The 18,866-nt window shown below is 71.2% G+C and carries 19 protein-coding genes and 1 riboswitch; of the genes, 10 read left to right on the top strand and 9 right to left on the bottom strand.

Annotation, left to right across the window (positions count from 1 at the left end; translation table 11 throughout):
* Window positions 1-27: 27 nt before the first annotated feature.
* From ACTWQC_RS07245 to ACTWQC_RS07270, 6 genes are all read left to right on the top strand, one after another.
* Window positions 28-864 (top strand): (Fe-S)-binding protein, encoded by an 837-nt coding sequence (locus ACTWQC_RS07245; protein WP_443314712.1) that lies wholly within the window; start codon window positions 28-30, stop codon window positions 862-864.
* Window positions 861-2,306 (top strand): lactate utilization protein B, encoded by a 1,446-nt coding sequence (locus tag ACTWQC_RS07250; protein ID WP_443314713.1) that lies wholly within the window; start codon window positions 861-863, stop codon window positions 2,304-2,306. The genes ACTWQC_RS07245 and ACTWQC_RS07250 overlap by 4 nt, the downstream gene beginning before the upstream one ends.
* Window positions 2,303-3,019, top strand: coding sequence for a LutC/YkgG family protein (locus ACTWQC_RS07255; RefSeq protein WP_443314714.1), 717 nt, complete (start codon window positions 2,303-2,305; stop codon window positions 3,017-3,019). Before ACTWQC_RS07250 ends, ACTWQC_RS07255 begins: the two co-directional genes overlap by 4 nt.
* A gap of 36 nt (window positions 3,020-3,055) precedes the next feature.
* A complete protein-coding gene (locus ACTWQC_RS07260) occupies window positions 3,056-3,562 on the top strand; it encodes an ATP-binding protein (protein WP_443314715.1) in 507 nt (168 codons plus the stop codon).
* A gap of 363 nt (window positions 3,563-3,925) precedes the next feature.
* Window positions 3,926-4,085: riboswitch (cyclic di-AMP (ydaO/yuaA leader) on the top strand.
* A 406-nt stretch (window positions 4,086-4,491) separates the two neighbouring features.
* Window positions 4,492-4,683 (top strand): putative ATP-grasp-modified RiPP, encoded by a 192-nt coding sequence (gene tgmA, locus ACTWQC_RS07265; RefSeq protein ID WP_443314716.1) that lies wholly within the window; start codon window positions 4,492-4,494, stop codon window positions 4,681-4,683.
* Window positions 4,684-4,870: 187 nt separating this feature from the next.
* Window positions 4,871-5,929, top strand: coding sequence for a chitinase (locus ACTWQC_RS07270; protein WP_443314862.1), 1,059 nt, complete (start codon window positions 4,871-4,873; stop codon window positions 5,927-5,929).
* Window positions 5,930-6,048: 119 nt separating this feature from the next.
* On the opposite strand, the gene ACTWQC_RS07275 is transcribed toward ACTWQC_RS07270, so the two are convergent.
* Entirely contained in the window at window positions 6,049-6,492 is a 444-nt protein-coding gene (locus ACTWQC_RS07275) for a VOC family protein (RefSeq protein WP_443314717.1), read from the bottom strand.
* A gap of 138 nt (window positions 6,493-6,630) precedes the next feature.
* On the bottom strand, window positions 6,631-6,843 hold the full coding sequence (locus tag ACTWQC_RS07280) for a hypothetical protein (protein WP_443314718.1): 213 nt from the start codon (window positions 6,841-6,843) through the stop codon (window positions 6,631-6,633).
* A gap of 68 nt (window positions 6,844-6,911) precedes the next feature.
* On the opposite strand from ACTWQC_RS07280, the gene bla reads away from it, so the two are divergent.
* Window positions 6,912-7,856 (top strand): class A beta-lactamase, encoded by a 945-nt coding sequence (gene bla, locus ACTWQC_RS07285; RefSeq protein WP_443314719.1) that lies wholly within the window; start codon window positions 6,912-6,914, stop codon window positions 7,854-7,856.
* Between the two features lie 115 nt (window positions 7,857-7,971).
* On the opposite strand, the gene ACTWQC_RS07290 is transcribed toward bla, so the two are convergent.
* From ACTWQC_RS07290 to ACTWQC_RS07305, 4 genes are all read right to left on the bottom strand, one after another.
* Complete coding sequence (locus ACTWQC_RS07290; RefSeq protein ID WP_443314720.1) at window positions 7,972-8,844, bottom strand: alpha/beta fold hydrolase; 873 nt, start codon at window positions 8,842-8,844, stop codon at window positions 7,972-7,974.
* A gap of 174 nt (window positions 8,845-9,018) precedes the next feature.
* On the bottom strand, window positions 9,019-9,741 hold the full coding sequence (locus ACTWQC_RS07295; RefSeq protein WP_443314721.1) for a TetR/AcrR family transcriptional regulator: 723 nt from the start codon (window positions 9,739-9,741) through the stop codon (window positions 9,019-9,021).
* A gap of 178 nt (window positions 9,742-9,919) precedes the next feature.
* Complete coding sequence (locus ACTWQC_RS07300) at window positions 9,920-11,482, bottom strand: glycerol-3-phosphate dehydrogenase/oxidase (RefSeq protein ID WP_443314722.1); 1,563 nt, start codon at window positions 11,480-11,482, stop codon at window positions 9,920-9,922.
* Entirely contained in the window at window positions 11,479-12,069 is a 591-nt protein-coding gene (locus ACTWQC_RS07305) for a TetR/AcrR family transcriptional regulator (RefSeq protein ID WP_443314723.1), read from the bottom strand. Before ACTWQC_RS07305 ends, ACTWQC_RS07300 begins: the two co-directional genes overlap by 4 nt.
* Window positions 12,070-12,086: 17 nt before the next feature.
* Here ACTWQC_RS07305 and ACTWQC_RS07310 point away from each other — a divergent pair, with 17 nt between their 5' ends.
* The 3 genes from ACTWQC_RS07310 (at window position 12,087) to ACTWQC_RS07320 (ending at window position 15,140) form a co-directional block, all read left to right on the top strand.
* Window positions 12,087-13,694, top strand: a complete 1,608-nt coding sequence (locus ACTWQC_RS07310; protein WP_443314724.1) for an FAD-binding oxidoreductase — start codon at window positions 12,087-12,089, stop codon at window positions 13,692-13,694.
* Window positions 13,691-14,578 carry a diacylglycerol kinase gene (locus ACTWQC_RS07315; protein ID WP_443314725.1) on the top strand — a complete coding sequence of 296 codons (888 nt, stop codon included), beginning with the start codon at window positions 13,691-13,693 and terminating at the stop codon, window positions 14,576-14,578. Before ACTWQC_RS07310 ends, ACTWQC_RS07315 begins: the two co-directional genes overlap by 4 nt.
* Window positions 14,579-14,750: 172 nt before the next feature.
* Window positions 14,751-15,140, top strand: a complete 390-nt coding sequence (locus tag ACTWQC_RS07320; RefSeq protein ID WP_443314726.1) for a DUF2267 domain-containing protein — start codon at window positions 14,751-14,753, stop codon at window positions 15,138-15,140.
* A 137-nt stretch (window positions 15,141-15,277) separates the two neighbouring features.
* On the opposite strand, the gene ACTWQC_RS07325 is transcribed toward ACTWQC_RS07320, so the two are convergent.
* The 3 genes from ACTWQC_RS07325 to ACTWQC_RS07335 form a co-directional block, all read right to left on the bottom strand.
* Complete coding sequence (locus ACTWQC_RS07325; protein ID WP_443314727.1) at window positions 15,278-16,732, bottom strand: SulP family inorganic anion transporter; 1,455 nt, start codon at window positions 16,730-16,732, stop codon at window positions 15,278-15,280.
* 17 nt (window positions 16,733-16,749) lie between these two features.
* Window positions 16,750-17,331: a carbonic anhydrase gene (locus ACTWQC_RS07330; protein WP_443314728.1), complete on the bottom strand. Its 582-nt coding sequence runs from the start codon at window positions 17,329-17,331 to the stop codon at window positions 16,750-16,752.
* Window positions 17,332-17,409: 78 nt separating this feature from the next.
* A complete protein-coding gene (locus tag ACTWQC_RS07335) occupies window positions 17,410-17,808 on the bottom strand; it encodes a hypothetical protein (RefSeq protein ID WP_443314729.1) in 399 nt (132 codons plus the stop codon).
* Between the last annotated feature and the right edge of the window lie 1,058 nt (window positions 17,809-18,866).

The following is an 18,866-nucleotide window of genomic DNA, read 5'->3' on the forward strand; positions in this document are numbered from 1 at the left end:
GCACGGCGCCTGCGCACCGGAGGAATCATGCGGATCGCGCTGTTCATCAGCTGCCTGGACGACACCCTCGCCCCGGCGACCGGCCGGGCGGTGGTCAGCCTGCTGGAACGGCTGGGCTGCGAGGTGGAGTTCCCGCAGGCCCAGACCTGCTGCGGGCAGATGCACTTCAACACCGGTTACGTACGGGAGTGCGTGCCGCTCGTACGGCGCTTCGCCGGTGCCTTCGCGGGCTACGACGCGGTGGTGACGCCTTCGGGGTCGTGCGCCGCCATGGTGCGCGAGTACCACGGGCGGGTGGCAGGCGCGGCCGACGACGACGGCCGGCTGTCCGCGGCGGTGAGCGCAGCGCCGAAGGTGTACGAGCTCTCCGAGTTCCTCGTCGACGTCCTCGGCGTGACCGATGTCGGGGCCCACTTCCCGCACCGGGTCACGTACCACCCGACGTGCCACGGGCTGCGCGCGCTCGGCATCGGCGACAGGCCCCTGGCGCTGCTGCGTGCGGTGCGCGGCATCGATCTGGTCGAGCTGCCCGCGGCCGAGCAGTGCTGCGGCTTCGGCGGCACCTTCGCTCTGAAGAACGCCGACACGTCGGTGGCGATGTGCGCGGACAAGGTGCGGCACGCGCTGGACAGCGGAGCCGAGGTGCTGTGCGCGGGCGACAACTCCTGCCTGGTGCACATCGGCGGGATGCTCTCCCGGCTGCGCACGGGCGTCCGCACGGTGCACCTGGCCGAGATCCTCGCCTCCACCGAGTCCACGGCGTCCATCTCGTCCGCCGCTTCCAGCGAGTCGGTCCAGGTGGTGGGCAGGACGGGGCCGCCCCGTCCTTCCCAGTGCGGCGCGGAAGGGGTGAAGTCCGCATGAGCGGCCGGACGTTCCTCGGTATGCCGGCGTTCCCCGACGCGGCACGATCCGCTCTCGCCGACACGCAGCTGCGCAGCAATCTCGCCCACGCCACCGCCACCATCCGGGACAAGCGGGCGGAGGCCGTCGGCGAGCTGGACGACTGGCAGGAGCTGCGCGAGGCCGGGCGTGCCGTCAAGGAGCGCACGCTGCGCCACCTGGACCGGTATCTGCTCCAGCTCGAGGAGCGGGTGACGGCCGCAGGCGGCCGGGTGCACTGGGCGCGCGACGGCGAGGAGGCGAGCCGGATCGTCGCCGACCTCGTCCGCGGCACGGGCGAGCGGGAGGTGGTCAAGGTCAAGTCGATGGCCACCCAGGAGATAGGCCTGAACGAGGCGCTGGCCGAGGCCGGCATCGCCGCGTACGAGACCGACCTGGCCGAGCTGATCGTCCAGCTCGGGCAGGACCTGCCCTCGCACATCCTGGTGCCGGCCATCCACCGCAACCGGGCGGAGATCAGGGAGATCTTCCTGCGCGCGATGGGGGAGTACGGCGCCGCCGCACCCGCCGGACTCAGTGACGATCCACGGGAGTTGGCCGAGGCGGCGCGGCGGCATCTGCGGGAGAAGTTCCTGCGGGCGAAGGTCGCCGTCTGCGGGGCCAACTTCCTGGTGGCCGAGACCGGCACCGCGGTGGTGGTGGAGTCGGAGGGCAACGGGCGGATGTGCCTCACGCTCCCCGAGACCCTCATCTCCGTCGTCGGCATCGAGAAGGTCGTGCCGACGTGGCAGGACCTGGAGGTCTTTCTGCAGCTCCTGCCCCGCTCCTCCACGGGCGAGCGGATGAACCCGTACACCTCCACCTGGACCGGGACCGCGGGCGGCGACGGGCCCCGCACCTTCCATCTGGTGCTGCTGGACGGCGGCCGGACGGACACCCTCGCCGACCCGGTCGGCCGCCAGGCGCTGAACTGCATCCGCTGCTCGGCCTGCCTGAATGTGTGCCCGGTGTACGAGCGGGTCGGCGGACACGCTTACGGGTCCGTCTATCCCGGCCCGATCGGCGCCATCCTCAGCCCGCAACTGCGGGGCGCGACGTCGCCGGTGGACCGCTCCCTGCCGTATGCGTCGAGCTTGTGCGGGGCCTGTTACGAGGTCTGCCCGGTCAAGATCAATATCCCGGAGGTGCTCGTCCATCTGCGGGCCCGGGTGGTGGACGGTGCCAGGCGGCGCCGGGTGCCGGGGCTCGAGCGGGCGGCGATGGCGGTGGCGGGCTGGGTGCTCTCCCGTCCGTCCCGTCTGGCGGCGGTACAGCGGGTGGGGGCCGTGGCCGGGCGGCTGCTGGGCGGGCGCCGGGGCGTACGCCGGTTGCCGGGGCCGCTGTCCGCCTGGACCGACGCCCGCGACGCACCGCTCCCGGCCGAGGAGAGCTTCCGGGCCTGGTGGAGGAGGACACACTCGTGAACGCACGCACTGAAGTGCTGGACCGCATTCGCCGCGCGCTGGCGGACGTACCGGAGGGCGAGCGTCCGGAGGACGTGCCGGTGGCCCGGCACTACTCCCGGGGCGGATCCCCGCCCACCGGGTCGCCGGCGGCGGTGAAGCTGCTGGCGGAACGGATGGCGGACTACGGGGCTGTGGTGCGGCTGGTGACCGCCGACGACGTGGCTGGGGGCGCCGAAGCGGTGGGGGCGGGCGTCGACAGCGCGGCCTCCGGCGGCGCGGCCTACGGCGCCGTGGCCACGGCCGTCGCGGAGGCTCTCGCCGCTCGCCGCGCGGGCTGCGTCGTCGTGCCCCACGGATTTCCGCCCGCGTGGCGGGCCGGGCTGCCCCCGGAGCGGGTGCTCAGCGACGATCCGCGGCTGCCCGTACGTGAACTCGACCGCGTCGACGGCACGGTGACGACGGTGGCCGCGGCCATTGCGGACACCGGAACGCTGGTCCTCGACGGCGGCCCCGGCCAGGGCCGGCGAGCCCTGACCCTGGTGCCCGACTACCACCTGTGCCTGATCCGGGCCGACCAGATCGTGGCCTCCGTGCCGGAGGCTCTGGCCCGGCTGGATCCCGCCCGGCCGCTGACTTTCATCTCCGGCCCTTCGGCCACCAGCGACATCGAACTCGACCGGGTCGAAGGCGTGCACGGACCGCGCACGCTCGAGGCCCTGATCGTCGTCTGATGTCCGCGAGTGCCCTTATTTTTGCAGGGAGTTGCCATGACCGTCCTCGACCGATACCCGAGCCTCACGCGGGCTGCGGTGCCTGAGCGCACCGTCCCGCGTCCGGAGCACCCCAGAGCCATGGCGTTCTGCGCGCTGCCCGCCGAGGACTGGGCGGTGCACCGGGCCAGGTCCTTCGCCCGCGCACAGCTCATGGCGTGGCGGACGGGCGACGACCTGGCCGAGTCGGCGCGCATCATCGTCACGGAGTTCGTCACCAACGCCGTGCGGCACAGCGGCGCCGCCGACGTCAGCGTACGGCTGGCCCACGCCCCTCCGGAGGTGTGGATCGAGGTCTTCGACGGCGGCCGGTGGCGGCCCGCTCCCGGCCCTTCCGTTCCGGGCCCTTCAGTTCCCGGCATGGACCTGGACGCGGACCTCGCCGAGTGCGGCCGGGGCTTCCCCCTGGTGGACGCCCTGGCACGGCGGTACGGCGTCCACGTCACGCCCCACGGCACGTGCGCCTGGGCGCTGCTGGTGACACCCCCGGCAGCGCACGCCTAGCGCGCGTTTCCGGCCAGCTCCCTGAGGACGCGCTCGGTGAATGCGTCGAACGGAACGTCCCCCAGCACCTAACCCGCATCCGTCCACGCCGGGGCCCAGGGGCGGCGGGCCGACCTGGTGCATGTGGGCTCCGTGGACGGCCACGTGCGACGGTACGCCGTCCAACCATGAGGCCGAGCCTGCGCCGCTTTGCCGGAGATATCGTGCTTACCCATCCCGAACTGCCCTGTGATGAAAGTGAGTTGACTCCGTATCCGTTTGTGAAGACCTTGTGTTCAATCGCAAGGTACCTCTAACGTGCTCGGCGTTCGAGAGACGAACACCGCGTGGCCGGACCGCCGAATCCTGCCCCCGGCGCGCGGCAGCACGTCATCGCCGCCGGGCAGGAGCGGGGGACCCACTTTGTGCCGTACGGACCGTATGTTCCGGACGGCTTGGGGTGAAGCCGTGGCAGCCGCACGGCCGGGCGAGTCTCCAGCCCGAACCCGACAGCTCACCTCGCAGGCGTTCGGAGTACGGAGCCTCCATGACGTCTGCAGTCGGACGACACCGCGTCCCACGTCCCCGGAACGCCACCCGCCGCCCCGCCGGCCGCGGCTCCGCCGCCGGCGCGCCCCCGGCGCCACGGTAAGCAGGGGCGACCGCATCGCACTCTCCGCCGCCACCGGCGACATCACCGGGCCTCACCTGCACTTCGAGGTGCACACCACCCCGGAGTACGGGTCCGCCGTCGACTCGCTGGACCGGCTGCCGGCCCACGGCCCGCAGAGCTGACGCCTCACCCCGGACCGAAGATTCCGTCACAGGCCCGGTGCGGTGATCGGCCACGCGTTCCCCTGCGTTCCCACCTACCCCCACCTGCTGAATTCCCCTGCCCGATGGGCAAACCCAGGACCTGCCACCCCTCCCGGCAGGCAGGAGGAGACACGATGAGACCTTTCGCGCTGAACTACGCCCGCCCGGCCGTACACCCACCCCTCGCGATTCCTTACGTCTATGAATCCACACGGCAGTTGAACGTCCTGCCCGACGGACGCCCGGCCATCAGCGACCAGGCTCTGCTGCTGGCGACCGGCACCACTACGTCCACCGCCGGTTCCAAAACGCACTTCGACGACTGAGCGTGACCTCGGACAGGTGCTGGGCGGGTCAGTCTCCGCCTGTCGGCTGATACCGGCCTGCTGACCACGTCCTGGAGGCGGCAACGCTCACGTTGGTCCAGACCTATTGACGATAGGTCTCGACCAACTTACGTTCAACGCGTGTTACGCAGAATGCGGTCACCGGCATGCGAGGGAGCGCAGCATGATGGGTCGGACGGCACGTCTGCTGGTGGTCGGCCTGGCGATGGCTTTCGCCGTGCAGATGCCGGTCGCCGCGGCACCGAGTGCGCCGAGCGCACCGCGGGACGAAACCTGCGCGGTCAAGCCGAAGCCCTCGGGCAAGGTGCTCCAGGGGTACTGGGAGAACTGGGACGGCGCGGCGAACGGCGTTCACCCGCCGTTCGGATGGACTCCGATCACTGACACCCGTATCCGCGATCACGGTTACAACGTGATCAATGCGGCATTCCCGGTCATCCGCTCGGACGGCACCGTCCTGTGGGAGGACGGGATGGACGCGACGGTGAAGGTGGCGACCCCGGCCGAGATGTGCCAGGCCAAGGGGGCCGGTGCCACAATCCTGATGTCCATCGGCGGTGCGGCGGCCGGTATCGACCTCAGCTCCCGTACGGTCGCCGACCGCTTCATCGAGACCGTGGTGCCGATCCTCAAGGAGTACAACTTCGACGGCATCGACATCGACATCGAGACCGGCCTCGTCGGCAGCGGCAACATCAACGAGCTGTCGACCTCGCAGGCCAACCTCGTGCACATCATCGACGGCGTGCTCGCCCGGATGCCCCCGGACTTCGGCCTGACGATGGCGCCCGAGACGGCCTACGTCACCGGGGGCAGCGTGACATACGGCTCGATCTGGGGCGCCTACCTGCCGATCGTGAAGAAGTACGCCGACAACGGCCGGCTCTGGTGGCTGAACATGCAGTACTACAACGGCAGCATGTACGGGTGCTCCGGCGACTCGTACTCCGCCGGCACGGTCGAAGGGTTCACCGCGCAGACGGACTGCCTGAACAGGGGCCTGGTCGTCCAGGGCACCACGATCCGGGTTCCCTACGACAAGCAGGTACCGGGATTGCCGGCGCAACCGGGCGCCGGGGGCGGCCACATGTCGCCCGACCTGGTGTCGCAGGCCTGGAACACCTACAACAACGGATTGAAGGGCCTGATGACCTGGTCGATCAACTGGGACGGGTCGAAGGGATGGACGTTCGGGGACAACGTCAAGGCTCTGCAGGGCCGCTGAAGCCGGAACTTCCGGAGTCAAGTAGGTCGATCGCACCCCCCATGGGCGACGAGCGGGTCCGCGACCGACCGGTAGTGCTCGGGCCAGCGGTGTCCGGGGATTCCGCCGAGACCCTGGGCTCAGGTGTCGGTGCGAGCCAGGATGCCTTCGAGCAGCCCCGTCGCCTGGCCGACCTCGATGAGGTACCCGTCCGGATCACGCATGTAGCAGCGCAGTTCGGCACGACGGTCGATGGGTGGGGTGAGGAATCGAGCGCCCTTGGCGCTCGCCGCGGCATAGAAGCCGTGAATGTCTGCCACCCGTACATTCAGAAAGCTGGACACGGTGTTGGGGTCATCGGGTGTCCGCAGGACGACATCGGGTTTGTCCTCGGTGGGGCCGCCGCCCGGGTTCATGATGATCCAGCTGTTGGCGATCTTGATGATGCACGGGTTCTCCTCCAGCACCACCTCTCCGCCCAGCACGTCGGCGTAGAACGCCCGCGAGCGAGGGACGTCGCTGACCGTGAGAAAGTGCGTGAGCACGAGGCCTTCGGTCGGTGCAGGAAGATCATTGGGCTTCATGTGCTGCTCCAGATCGGGTCACCGCCGCCACCGTCGGCGGCTGGCGCGATGGGTCGGCCGTTGACGAGTCTGCGTGAGCGGCGGTCACGGGGCGCGATCGAGAGGGCTGGTTGAGTGAGAGACAGACCGCCGCTGCGGTCAGGTGGTGGACTGGGAGGCCTGCCGGGCGACACCGTCGACCGCCGCCGGATCGTCCAGGATCTTCACGTAGGCCTGGGCCAGGTCCTCGACGTGCCCCCAGCTCCAGCGCTTGGAGGTGTCGCCGTAGAAGGCGGCCTGCCCGGGGCAGGGGGCTGTCGGGGGCGCCGGGCCGGTGGCCCAGTGGCCGGGCCGTGCCCGGCTTCCTCCCATCGCCCCGAAGCCGTAGACAGCACCGAAGTTGAACCAGTCGGCCTGTCGGGGGCGTCTTGAGCAACGTCATGACCCGCAGGAGAAAGAAGAGAGTCTTGGAGACCACAGGACCACGCCCGTCCCGCCGCGCGGTACTGGCCCTCGGCGCTGGGACAGCACTGACCGCCGCCTTGTCCACGGGAGGGAGGGCGTACGCTTCAGCGCCCTGCGGAGACGGGATATCCAGGCAATTGAGAGAGCTTGAGCAGGAGCACTCCGCCCGTCTGGGTGTGTTCGCCCGCAATACTGCCACGGGCAGAACGGTGCTGTACCGCGCGGACGAGCGGTTCCCGATGTGCTCGCTGTTCAAGACGCTCGCCGTCGCGGCCGTCCTGCGGGACCTCGACCGGGACGGCACGTTCCTGGCCAAGCGCATCCGGTACAGCGAGAAGGACGTCACGGATTCCGGCCACGCCCCGATCACCGGCAAGCCCGAGAACCTCGCCAACGGCATGACCGTCGGCGAACTGTGCGCCGCCACCATCTGCTACAGCGACAATGCCGCGGCAAACCTCCTCCTCCGCGAGCTGGGAGGACCGACCGCCGTCACGCGCTTCTGCCGATCGATCGGGGACGGGACGACCCGGCTCGACCGGTGGGAGCCCGAACTGAACTCCGCGGAACCGTGGCGGATGACCGACACCACCAGCCCCCGAGCCATCGGACAGACCTACGCGCGCCTCACTCTCCGCGACGCGCTCACACCCCAGGACCGGGGGCAGCTGACCGAGTGGCTGCTGGCCAACACAACCAGCGGCGAGCGCTTTCGTGCGGGCCTTCCCGCCGACTGGACCCTCGCCGACAAGACCGGCGGCGGGGAGTACGGGACCAACAACGACGTGGGCATCACGTGGCCTCCGGACCGGTCACCGATCGTGCTGGCCGTCCTGACGACCAAACACGAACCGGACGCGCCGGCCGACAACCCACTGGTCGCCAAGGCCGCCGCATTGCTGGCGACAGCACTCACCTGACGCGATCGACCCAGCGGCGTACCGGGGCGTCACCCCGGCACTCTGCGCCGGCTGGCGTCCGATCAGTCGTTTTCGGAAAGTGAGGAATGGAGAAGCGAGGAATTGATGGCGCGGGTCAAGCGGCGAGGAATGGCCGCACCAGGCTGAGCAGCGCTTCGGGGCGGTGGAGCGGAATGATGTGCCCGCAGTCCTCGAGGACATGGCCGACGATGTCGTCGGCCACGGGCCGGAGTTGCCGTTCGAGCGCCGCACCGACCGGGCGGGCGCCGATGGCCATGGTGGGCACGGTGAGCCGGCCCGTATCGACGGCGTCCTGGATCTGTTGTGCACTGGTGGGCAGTGCGCGGTAGTACGAGAAGGCGCAGCGCAGGGCCTCGCTTCCGGTGTAGGCGCGGACGAAGGCCTCCCGGAGGGCGGGGCGCACACCTCGGCCGAGAGTGCCGGATTCGAGGAACCAGTCGACGTACTGCGCTTCATGGCCGGTCAGGACGGACTCGGCCAGGCCGGGCACCGCGTGGAAGCCGAACCACCACGGCGCCCCGCCCGCGAGGAACCCTTCGGCGCCCGGCAGCCTGCCCAGGAGCGACTCCATGACCACCAGTCGCCGGACGAGGTCGGGGCGGCGCATGCCGAGCAGGAATGCCGGCGGGGTGCCCGCGTCGATGCCGACCACGGCAGCGGAGGTCACGCCGAGGGCGTCCAGGAGGTCTTCGGCGTCGGTGGCGAGGGTCCCGGCGTCGTAGCCGTCCGCCGCCCGCGTGCTCGCGCCGAAGCCCCGCAGATCCGGAGCGATCACCCGGTGCTGCCCGGCCAGCCCGTCCAGGACCTCGGTCCACAGCTGCCAGGTGTGCGGAAAACCGTGCAACAGCAGAACGGCCGGCCCCTCACCGGCCAGGGCCACATTGAGTTCGACCCCGTTGGCTGCGATACGGCGGAGCTCGACCCCGGACGCGTGACGGCGCGGGGCCTGGGGCGGAGTGAGGGCCACAACGACCTCCTGTTTGGGGGACAGTTACCGCACACCGCGGACAGCCCTGTGCGAGACCCACGCCGCTGAAGTCGCCATCGACCAGGCCGCCGCACCTTCGCACCTTCCTGCGCAAGCCGTGGCACCGCCCGTCCTGCGCCCCGGCCCGCGCGGCCGCTGTGGTCAGCCGGGTCGTTATGCCGGCGGCTGGCTGCCGGACAGCTGCATGGAGTCGGCGATCGACTCCACTTCGACGGCGAGCAGGGTGGCGGCGCGGTGACCCATCCCGTCGAACTGCCCCTGCACTTCGAGACTGACGATGCCGTGCAGCCGGGCCCACACGATGATCGTGCCGGCGAGCGCGGTGGCCGCGTCGGCCTCCGGCGCGTAGTCATGAACCCACGCGGCGGCGGCCGGCGTCCGCGAGAGCCAACGCTCCAGTTCGGCCCGGAGTCCTTCGGCCGCGGGCCAGCACTGTCCGTGTGCCAGCACGGTCAGGAACGGGCCGAGCACCGCTCTGGCGTTCTCGACCGTCTCAGCAGGCGCCTGGTACGTGGGTGACGGTGTACCCGCCAGCAGTTGGTAGAGGTGGGGCGCCTTCACCGCCCACTCCCGGTAGGCGGCGGCCAGGGCATGAAGCCGCTCGCGCGGCGAGCCGGCGGCAGTCGCCCTCGCCGCTCTCCGTACGGCGGCGGCTGCGTCGTCGTAAGCGTCGCGGATCAGCTCGGTGAGCAGGTCGTCGCGGCTTCCGAAGTACTTGTAAAGGGCCGGCCCGGTCATGCCCAGTGTCCTGGCGATGGCGTTGAGGCTGAGGGCTCCGGCACCGCCGGTGCCCATCTGGGCCAGCGCCGCCTGCTTGATCTCGTTGCGCACCTGGTTCCGGTAGCGCTGCCGTGGTGTGTCCCGGCCGGTCGGCATGGGCGATCAACCTCTCGTGCGCTGGAAGCCCAAAGGGTTACACCCTATAGCCAAAGTTTTCCATATGCCCAACGGTGTGCGGGTCTCCGGAAGCTCCCGCGGCCCGGCCGGCAACCCAAGGCCGTCGGGGGAGCGGCCGGAGAGACAGCAGTGCCGCCCGCGGCGTGGAGCGGCCGGGTCAGCTCCCGAGCGCCGCCCGGGCCGCGGGCAGCGCGCGCTCCCGGTCGCCGGGCACCAGGCCGATACGGGTGCGGCGGTCCAGCAGGTCGCCGACGTCCAGGGCCCCTTCGTGCCGTACGGCCCAGCGCAGTTCCGCCCCGGTGACGCCCGCGGCGACGGGCTCGAGGAGAGCGGGGTCCTCCGCCGCCTCGGCCAGGACGGCACCGGCCTCGCTCCCGTACCGGGCGACCAGCCGCGGCGGGGCGTCCACCCCCGCGGGCCTGTGCGGTGCGGCGGCTCCGATGAGCGGCAGCGACCGCGTGCGGCAGGGCTGTGCTGCGATGCCGGCCCTGGCGACAGCCGCGTCGACCGCGTCCTCGGCCATGGCGCGGTACGTGGTGAGTTTGCCGCCCACCGCGGTGATCACACCGGAGGGCGAGGTGAGGATGGCGTGCCGCCGTGACAGGTCGGCGCTGCGCCCCGACCCCGAGTCCAGGAGGGGACGCAGTCCCGCGAACGAGCCGATGACGTGCTCGCGGGTCAGGGGTGTGGCGAGCACCCCGGACAGGACGTCGAGCAGGAAGTCGATGTCGTGGCCGGGCGCTTCGGGGATGTCGGGGACCGGTGTGTCCAGCGGCTCGTCGGTGAGGCCCGCGTAGATACGGCCGTCGGGCTGCGGCAGCGCGAAGACGAACCGGTTGGTCTCGCCGGGGACGGGGACGGTCAGTGCGGCTCGCGGATGGCCGAGGGCCGAGGCCGGGAGCACGATATGGGTGCCGCGGCTCGGCCGCAGCCGGACGCCGGAGGCAAGGGTGTCGGCCCAGACACCGGTGGCGTTGATGACGCACCGCGCGCGTATTTCCAGGGTCTGTCCGGAGAGTTCGTCCCGCAGCACAGCGGCGTTTCCGTCCAGCTCCACCGCTGCGCACCGGGTGACGATGTGCGCGCCGTGCGCCGCGGCGGTCCTGGCCAGGGCAACCACCAGCCGTGCGTCGTCGACGAGTTGGCCGTCGTACGAGAGCTGGCCGCCGCGCAGCCCGGCCGGGCGCAGGGCGGGGGCGAGGGCGAGCGTGAGGGCGGCGGAGATGCCGCGCGCGGGCGGCAGAGCGCGCGCTCCGGCTCCCGCGGCGAGGCGGAGGACGTCGCCGAGGAGGAAGCCGGTGCGGGTGGTGGCGGCCCGGAGGCGGGTGACCTCGCGGTGGACGGGAAGCACCATGGGCAGGGCGCGCACCAGATGCGGAGCGGTGCGGCTCATGAGCAGGCCCCGCTCGCGGGCGCTCTCGTAGGCGATGGAGACATCACCGGAGGCGAGGTAGCGCAGCCCGCCGTGGACCAGCTTCGAGCTCCAGCGGCTGGTGCCGAAGGCGAGGTCGTGGCGCTCGGCGAGGACCACGCGCAGGCCGCGGGATGCGGCGTCCAGAGCGATGCCCGCTCCGGTGACTCCGCCGCCGACCACCACGACGTCGACGCCGGGTTGGTGGGTGAGATGGTCCAGGGACCGCTCGCGCTGCGCGGAGTTCAGTGAGCCGGGGCGGTGTGCGGACTTCAGTGAGCCGGGGCGGTGTCCCGGGCGGGGGGTCATCGCGTGGCCTCCAGCGGTTGCAGGTATCCGGCCAGCAGCCGGCGGAGTCCGTCCAGGAGCCGGTCGTCGGAGAGGGCGTCCTCGACGAGGCGCCGTGAGGTCGTGACGGACTGGACGGTGAGCAGCACGATCCGGGAGAGCTCGGCGGGATCGCCGTCCCGGATGGAGCCGTCGGCGTGCCCGGCCTCGATCTCGGCGTGGATCAGCTCCAGCGCGGCGCGCTGGCTGGAGCCGAGCCGGTGGAAGACGTACGTGGCCAGTACGTCGGTCTCGGTGTCCACGAGGCGGTTGAACAGCGGGTGGGCCCAGAGCGCCGCGACGGTGCCCGCGCACTGGTGGATCAGACGCTCACGGGCGCCGGTGTCGGGCGCGTGGAGGGCGCTGGCGTCGAACACCGCGCGCAGTTCGCGGGTGAGCAGATCACCGACCAGCGAGGAGATGTCGGGCCAGTGCCGGTAGACGGTGGGCCTGCTGACGCCGGCCCGCCGGGCGACATCGGTGAGCGTGGTGCGCCGGACCCCGAAAGCCTCGATGCACTGCCGGGCCGCATCGAGGATCGCGTCCTCTCTTTTACGCATTGACGTCATGTGTAACACTGTACGGCATGACTCGTCCCCGCCACCGCGTCGGTGAGATGGCCTGGAACGCCTGGGGCGACCCCGGGCAGGCGCGCATACTCAGCGATTCCGTACGCCAGTTGATAACCCAGGTGCTGAGCGTCTCCGCCGAGGCTCCCGCCCCGGTCCCGGAGAGCGAACTCTCCCTCGCGCCGAGCGCGCTTCCCGAAGCCGCCCACGCGGCCCTCGTGACCGTGGTCGGCCCGGAGCACGTCCTCACCGACCCGGAGTCCCGCATCCGGCACACCGGCGGCAAGAGCACCCCCGACCTGCTGCGCCGCCGCGCCGGTGACGTCTCCCGCGCCCCGGATGCCGTGGTCCGGCCCGCCACTCACCAGCAGGTGGAGGAACTCCTCGCCGCCTGTGCCTGGCACCAGGTCGCCGTCGTGCCCTTCGGCGGCGGCACCAGCGTGGTCGGCGGAGTGGAACCCTTGCGCGGCGGGTTCGACTCCCTGGTGAGCCTGGACCTCCGCCGCATGGACCGCCTGGCCGGACTGGACACGGAGTCGGGGACCGCGACCCTGGAGGCGGGGCTGCGCACCCCCGAGGCCGAAGAGCTGCTGAATCCCCAGGGCCTCACGCTCGGCCACTTCCCGCAGAGTTTCGAGTACGCGACCATCGGCGGGTACGCGGCCACCCGGTCGTCCGGCCAGGCCTCGGCCGGCTACGGGCGGTTCGACGACATGGTGACGGGGCTCCGGGTGGCCACCCCGCGCGGCACGCTGGACCTCGGACGCGCCCCCGCGTCCGCCGCCGGCCCCGACCTCCGGCAGCTCTTCCTCGGCTCCGAGGGCACCTTCGGCGTCATCACCGAGGTCACCGTGCGGGTGCGCGAGCTTCCGGAGGAACGCCGCGACGAGGCGTGGTCGTTCCCCGACTTCGGGAGCGGGATCGCCGCGGTGCGCAGGCTCGCGCAGTCGGGCACGCTGCCGACCGCGATGCGCGTCTCGGACGAGACGGAGACGTTCGTCAACGCCGCCGTGGCGGGCTCTCCCGCGCCGAAGGGGTGCCTGGCGGTGGTCGGTTACGAGGGAACGGCGCGGCAGAACGGCGAGCGCCGCGCCGCGGTGGACGCCGTACTCCGGGAGCACGGAGCTTCCCCGCTCGGCGAGGAGACGGCGCAGGCCTGGCGCAGGTCCCGCTTCTCCGGGCCGTATCTGAGGGACGCCCTGCTGGACACCGGCGTGCTGACCGAGACGCTGGAGACCGCGGCGGCCTGGTCCCGCCTCGCGCCCCTGCGCGAGCAGGTGAGGGGGGCGCTCACCGAGAGCCTTGGGCGGGACGGCCCGGACCCCGTGGTCTTCTGCCACCTCTCCCACGCGTATCCGACCGGCGCCTCGCTGTACTTCACCGTCGCCGCCGACGCGGGAGCCGAGCCGGAAGCGCGGTGGCGGGCGGCCAAGCGGAAGGCGAGCGAGGCCATCGCCGCGAGCGGCGCTACCATCACCCATCACCACGCGGTGGGCATCGACCACCGCCCTTGGATGGAGGCGGAGATCGGCCCCCTCGGTGTCGAGGTGCTGACGGCGGTCAAAAAGACCGTGGACCCGGTCGGCGTCCTCAATCCCGGCAAGCTCATCCCCACGCTGTCATGACCGGCCGTCGCGTCGCGGTGCTGGTCAACCCGGCCGCGGGACGTGGAGCTGCGGGCCGCGCCGCCGAGCAGACCGTACGGGTGCTGCAGGCGGCCGGGTGGCAGCCGCTGACCGTCACCGGCCGGGATGCCGCCGACGCCCGCGCCCGCGCGCGGGAGTGCGTGGCGTCGGGTGCCGATGTGCTCGCGGTGGCCGGGGGCGACGGCATGGTGAGCATCGGCCTGCAGTCGGTGGCCGGCACCCCGACGCCGCTCGCGGTCATCCCGGCGGGCACCGGCAACGACTTCGCGCGGTCCCTGGGGATCCCGCGCGACGACACCTCGGCGGCGGCGCGCCTCATAGCGGAGGGCGTACCACGGTCAGTGGACCTCGGCCGCTGCGGCGACCGGTGGTTCGGGACCGTACTGACCTCCGGCTTCGACTCGCTCGTCACACACCGGGCGAACAGCATGGCGTGGCCGCGGGGCAGGGCCCGTTACAACCTGGCGATCCTCGCCGAGCTGGCCCGGCTGCGGCCCCTGCACTTCACCCTGCGGCTCGACGAACGAGTCCTGGAGGCCGAGGCGACGCTGGTGGCCGTCGGGAACGGTCCCTACTACGGGGGCGGCATGAGGATGTGCCCCGAAGCGGCCCTGTCCAATGGGCGCTTGGCCGTGACGGTGGTGGAAGCGGTGGGGCGGAGCGAACTCGTCAGGGTCTTTCCGCGCGTCTACAAGGGCACGCACACGACGCACCCGCGGGTGCGGACCTTCACGGCCCGGTCGGTGACCGTCGAATCGCCGGGCGTGTTCGGCTACGCCGACGGGGAGCTCGTGGGCGATCTGCCGCTGCGGGTGCAGTGCGTCCCCGCGGCGGTGACGGTCATGACCCCCGGCCAGGAGTGACCGACGCGGCCGCACCACCGCAAGATCGCTGTCGGCGTAGAATCCACACGTAGGCACATCAGCGGATGAGCCGCATTCTCACCGGCGCCGGCGGCGGAGGGCCGGAAGGAAGCGATTTCCCCCAGCCCCGTGCTCTGCGCTCTGCACCAAGGAAAAGGGGGCAGCGGTGGCCATGCGATGGGAAGCGTTCCTCGAACAGATCCAGGAACGCGGCGAGTACGCCACAAGCCGGGAAGCCGAACGGGCAGCACGCACCGTTCTGGCGCTGTTGGGCGCGCACCTGGTGGGCGAAGTACGGGCCGAGCTGGCCGCCCGGCTCCCGGAAACCTTCGCTTTGATCCTGCTCAACCCGCTGCAGGCCGCCGAACCGCTCTCCCCGGACCGGTTCGTGCGGGCCACCGCGGCATGGATCGAGGGAGCCACCGAACAGACCGCGACCTGGGACGTCGGCGCCGTGTTGAGCGTGACCGCCGACGCTGCGGGCGAAGAGCTCATCCGCCGCGTCCTGATCCAGCTCCCCCCTGGCTACGACCTCCTCTTCGGACGCCCTCAGCGCACCTAGGCCCTGCCGTCATATTCCCGTCTGCGCCGTGAACCAGCTCGCGCGGGGGCGTCCCCACGATGCCGCGGGCCCGCCCTTCGGGCGGACGGCGAGAATGTGACAGCAGGGCCTGGCCCTGGACCGGACGAGGCGGGTGCCTACGGCGTCGTGACCCTCACCGGTTCGGTGTCTGCTGCGCTGTGCCGCTCGGCCCAGTTCTCCAGCGCTGTGCGGCAGGCGTGGTCCAGGTGGTGCAGCCCTGAAAGGTCCAGCTCGATCGGGCGGTTCTGGGGCAGCGTCTCCAGGGTGTCGAGGATCTTCGGCAGCCGCAGGAAGGTCGCGTTGCCCGACAGGTACGCCTGGACGGGGCCGGCGCCCTTGTCGATGACCTCCAGCTTGACGTGCGAGGCCTCCCAGGCGGTCTTGGCGACCGACAGGGCCAGACCGATCAGTACGCCCTCGAACATGTTGACCGCGACGATCGCTACGGCCGTGACCACCAGGATCAGCGCCTCACCGCGGTGCTCCCGCCACAGCGACACGATCGGCCGGAACGGGATCAGCTTCCAGCCCGCGTGCACGAGGATGCCGGCGAGGGCGGGCAGCGGGATCAGCGCCAGGGTGGATGGCAGCAGTGCCGCGAACAGCAGCAGCCACGCGCCGTGCAGCACGCGGGAGGCTTTGGTCTTCGCGCCTGCCTGGACGTTGGCCGAGCTGCGCACGATCACGGCGGTCATCGGCAGCGCGCCGAGCAGCCCGCACACGGCATTGCCCGCGCCCTGCGCCATGAGCTCCTTGTCGTAAGCGGTGCGCGGGCCGTTGTGCAGCCGGTCCACGGCCGCCGCGCTGAACAGGCTCTCGGCGGAGGCGATCAGTGCGAACGCGAGGATCGTGCCGAAGATGGCCGGGTCGGCCAGCTCGCCGAAGGCGTCGACTCCGGGCGGCTGGATCGCGCCGAGCAGTCCCTGCACCTCGACGGTGGCGACCGGCAGGCTGAACGCCATCGAGGCGAGCGTGGCCAGCGCCACCGCCGCGAGCGCGCCCGGCACCACCTGGGCCCGCTTCGGCATCCGCTTCCACAGGACCATCACGGCGATGGTGCCCGCGCCGACCCCGAGCGAGGCCATGGCCTCGGTGCTGCCGACGGCGCGGACGACCGCCTCCGGCAGTCCCGCGATCTTGTCGATGCCGGACGCCGGGGCCCTCAGGCCCGCCGCCGCGTACAGCTGGCCCGCGATGATCACGAGCCCGATGCCGGCCAGCATGCCCTCGACCACCGAGACCGAGATGGCCCTGAACCAGCGGCCCAGCTTCAGTGCGCCCGTGACGAGTTGGAGCAGCCCGGCGGCCAGCACGATCACGCCGAGCGCGGGCAGCCCGAACTCGCGGACGGCCTCGAAGACGAGCACGGTCAGACCCGCGGCCGGCCCGGACACCTGGAGGCTGCTGCCGGGCATCAGCCCCGTGAGGATGCCGCCCACGATGCCGGTGACCAGGCCGAGCTCTGCCGGAACGCCGGAGGCGACGGCCACGCCGACGCACAGCGGCAGCGCGACCAGGAAGACGACGAGGGAGGCGGCGAAGTCCTGCTTGAGGTAAGGGAACTTGGTCATAGCAGTCATGGCGCCGCTCACAGGGCCTTGAAGGCGTCGGTGTCCGCGCGGTGTTCGCGTACGGCCCCGGTGTGCACTTCGTAGTACCAGCCGCGCACCCGCAGCCGTGCCGCGGCCAATCCCTTTTCCACACAGGGGTAGGTGCGCAGGCGGAGCAGCTGGGCGAGCACGTGGTGCTGCACGGCCGCGGCGACCGCCGGGTCGCCCGGGTCGGCCGACGCCGGCTTGTCCGCGGCGTGCGCGAGCCAGTCGCGTACGGCGGGGACGGTGTCCAGGTCGTCGCCGCGCACCAGCGCGCCGATGGCACCGCAGTGCGAGTGGCCGCAGACGACGATGTCCTTAACGCCGAGCACCTCCACGGCGTACTCGATGGTGGCGGCCTCGGAGGTGGGGGGCTCGGAGCCGTACGGAGGGACGATGTTGCCCGCGGTGCGCAGCTCGAAGAGCTCGCCGGGGCGGGCGCCCGTGATCAGGGCCGGTACGACCCGGGAGTCGGAGCAGGTGATGAAGAGGACCTGCGGGAACTGGCCGTCGGCGAGCTTGGCGAACTCCTCAGGGCGTTGTCCGAACGTGCGGGCGTTGTCGATGAGGGGCTGCATGTGTGCTGATTCCTCCTGGCGCGCCGTGGGGCGCGTCGGACGGGCAGGACAACGTGGGGGGTGGGAACTGCTCCGCTGTCAGCAGCGGAAGACCTGGAGTGCGGCCGGGAAGTGGGCCGTTGAGGATCCCGAGGAGCGATGGTGCCCGGCTCTGGGCGCGACCGGTTCGTCCGCGGCCGCCGGATCCTGCGCCGGCAGGGTGCGCACGGGCGGCTGGGGCGCGGAGTCGGCGGCGCATTGCCGGTCGAGGGTGCGCGAGGGGCCTGCCGGGCCGCCGAGGTAGCCGGCGTCGCGACAGGTGACGGCCTCGCCGCGCAGCACTTTCGCAGAGGACTTGATTCCGGACTGGGCTTCGGTATCAGCATGATGGGCCGTGTGCGCGGATGCGAACGGCGCCTCGGGTGCCGAGAACGGGAGGGCGATCAGGACGGCGGCGAGGACCACAAGCGCGGTCCGGGCCCTCGCACCTCGGAACATGCGCCCCTCCAGGAAGTTTGCACCTCTTGTGCGTGCCAAGTGTTAGTCAATGACTGGTCAAGAAACACGTTAGCCTGTCGAAGTTGTTTGCCGGGTTAACTCAACGTTTCGAGCTGGAGAGGGCCCGAAAACTGGGGGTTGCTTGGCGCGAACTGGCCCTTGATCTCACGGAGTTGATCGGCTATGGGGCTCGACGAGCACCTCGCGTCCCGGGTCAGCGCGGTGAGCTGGAAGATTCCCGGTAGTGCTCTTACGGGCGGCCGCCCCGCAGCATCTCCGCGTTGAACAGCTCGTCGAAGGGCAAGTCCGAGGCCAGGACGGTGCTTCACGTGCGACGTCGAACTGCATCTGCCCTGCGCGCGGATCCTCGCTGGTGGACGGTTCCGGCTTGGGCGACGTGCTAGCCCCGGGGGGCAGGCGGTGATGGCGGGGGCCAGGTTTCGACGAGTTCGCCGTCCGCGGTCACGCTCATGCTGTGTGTGAGCTGGACGTGTACATGTTCAGCCTCGCCTGGATCAACCGACTGCGTCTCTTCGCGGAGAATTCTGGATGGATCGGACCGTGGCTTCGGGAGTCCTGGTCGAGATTGCCACCCGCGAGAATGGGAACGGCGGACGCAATTCCACGCACACGACGGGCAGGTTCGGCGGCCGGAGCGCCACGAAATCCTCCCCTCCCGAATGCCGCCGCGTGCCGATACAGAGCACATTCGGCATCCAGAGCCCTCGGCCGCGCACGCCGCGGACGGCGCGCCACCAGTCGGGCTCGGCTCTCACCCCGTCCACCGACGCAACGGGTATGCGTATGCTGCGTCGGCGTCCAGCAGCAGCTTTCTCCCACCACCGCAGACGGACTACGAGATCCTCGCCGTCCAAAACCAGCAGCGCCATGGCTCCGTCCTCTCTGCCTCGATCGTCTCTCAGCTGGGGCTGGATCTCCTCTCTGGCGCCTGTGACCTGCAGTTTCTTGGGGCTCGGAAGCCGCAGCGCCGGCCTCGGGGCAGTGCACGAGGGCGTCGGTCCCTTGATCTTGGACGGCCTGGACCGCGGGGCTACCTG

It is taken from the genome of Streptomyces sp. 8N616 (assembly GCF_052246385.1).
In the GTDB taxonomy this organism is placed as follows: Bacteria; Actinomycetota; Actinomycetes; order Streptomycetales; family Streptomycetaceae; genus Streptomyces.

Excerpts from the sequence above, each read along its gene's own strand:
- ACTWQC_RS07245 (WP_443314712.1), top strand. The coding sequence starts at position 28 with ATGCGGATCGCGCTGTTCATCAGCTGCCTGGACGACACCCTCGCCCCG.
- ACTWQC_RS07250 (WP_443314713.1), top strand. The coding sequence starts at position 861 with ATGAGCGGCCGGACGTTCCTCGGTATGCCGGCGTTCCCCGACGCGGCA.
- ACTWQC_RS07260 (WP_443314715.1), top strand. The coding sequence starts at position 3,056 with ATGACCGTCCTCGACCGATACCCGAGCCTCACGCGGGCTGCGGTGCCT.
- tgmA (WP_443314716.1), top strand. The coding sequence starts at position 4,492 with ATGAGACCTTTCGCGCTGAACTACGCCCGCCCGGCCGTACACCCACCC.
- ACTWQC_RS07270 (WP_443314862.1), top strand. The coding sequence starts at position 4,871 with ATGGGTCGGACGGCACGTCTGCTGGTGGTCGGCCTGGCGATGGCTTTC.
- ACTWQC_RS07275 (WP_443314717.1), bottom strand. The coding sequence starts at position 6,492 with ATGAAGCCCAATGATCTTCCTGCACCGACCGAAGGCCTCGTGCTCACG.
- ACTWQC_RS07280 (WP_443314718.1), bottom strand. The coding sequence starts at position 6,843 with ATGGGAGGAAGCCGGGCACGGCCCGGCCACTGGGCCACCGGCCCGGCG.
- bla (WP_443314719.1), top strand. The coding sequence starts at position 6,912 with ATGACCCGCAGGAGAAAGAAGAGAGTCTTGGAGACCACAGGACCACGC.
- ACTWQC_RS07295 (WP_443314721.1), bottom strand. The coding sequence starts at position 9,741 with ATGCCGACCGGCCGGGACACACCACGGCAGCGCTACCGGAACCAGGTG.
- ACTWQC_RS07300 (WP_443314722.1), bottom strand. The coding sequence starts at position 11,482 with ATGACCCCCCGCCCGGGACACCGCCCCGGCTCACTGAAGTCCGCACAC.
- ACTWQC_RS07305 (WP_443314723.1), bottom strand. The coding sequence starts at position 12,069 with ATGACGTCAATGCGTAAAAGAGAGGACGCGATCCTCGATGCGGCCCGG.
- ACTWQC_RS07310 (WP_443314724.1), top strand. The coding sequence starts at position 12,087 with ATGACTCGTCCCCGCCACCGCGTCGGTGAGATGGCCTGGAACGCCTGG.
- ACTWQC_RS07315 (WP_443314725.1), top strand. The coding sequence starts at position 13,691 with ATGACCGGCCGTCGCGTCGCGGTGCTGGTCAACCCGGCCGCGGGACGT.
- ACTWQC_RS07320 (WP_443314726.1), top strand. The coding sequence starts at position 14,751 with ATGCGATGGGAAGCGTTCCTCGAACAGATCCAGGAACGCGGCGAGTAC.
- ACTWQC_RS07325 (WP_443314727.1), bottom strand. The coding sequence starts at position 16,732 with ATGACCAAGTTCCCTTACCTCAAGCAGGACTTCGCCGCCTCCCTCGTC.
- ACTWQC_RS07330 (WP_443314728.1), bottom strand. The coding sequence starts at position 17,331 with ATGCAGCCCCTCATCGACAACGCCCGCACGTTCGGACAACGCCCTGAG.
- ACTWQC_RS07335 (WP_443314729.1), bottom strand. The coding sequence starts at position 17,808 with ATGTTCCGAGGTGCGAGGGCCCGGACCGCGCTTGTGGTCCTCGCCGCC.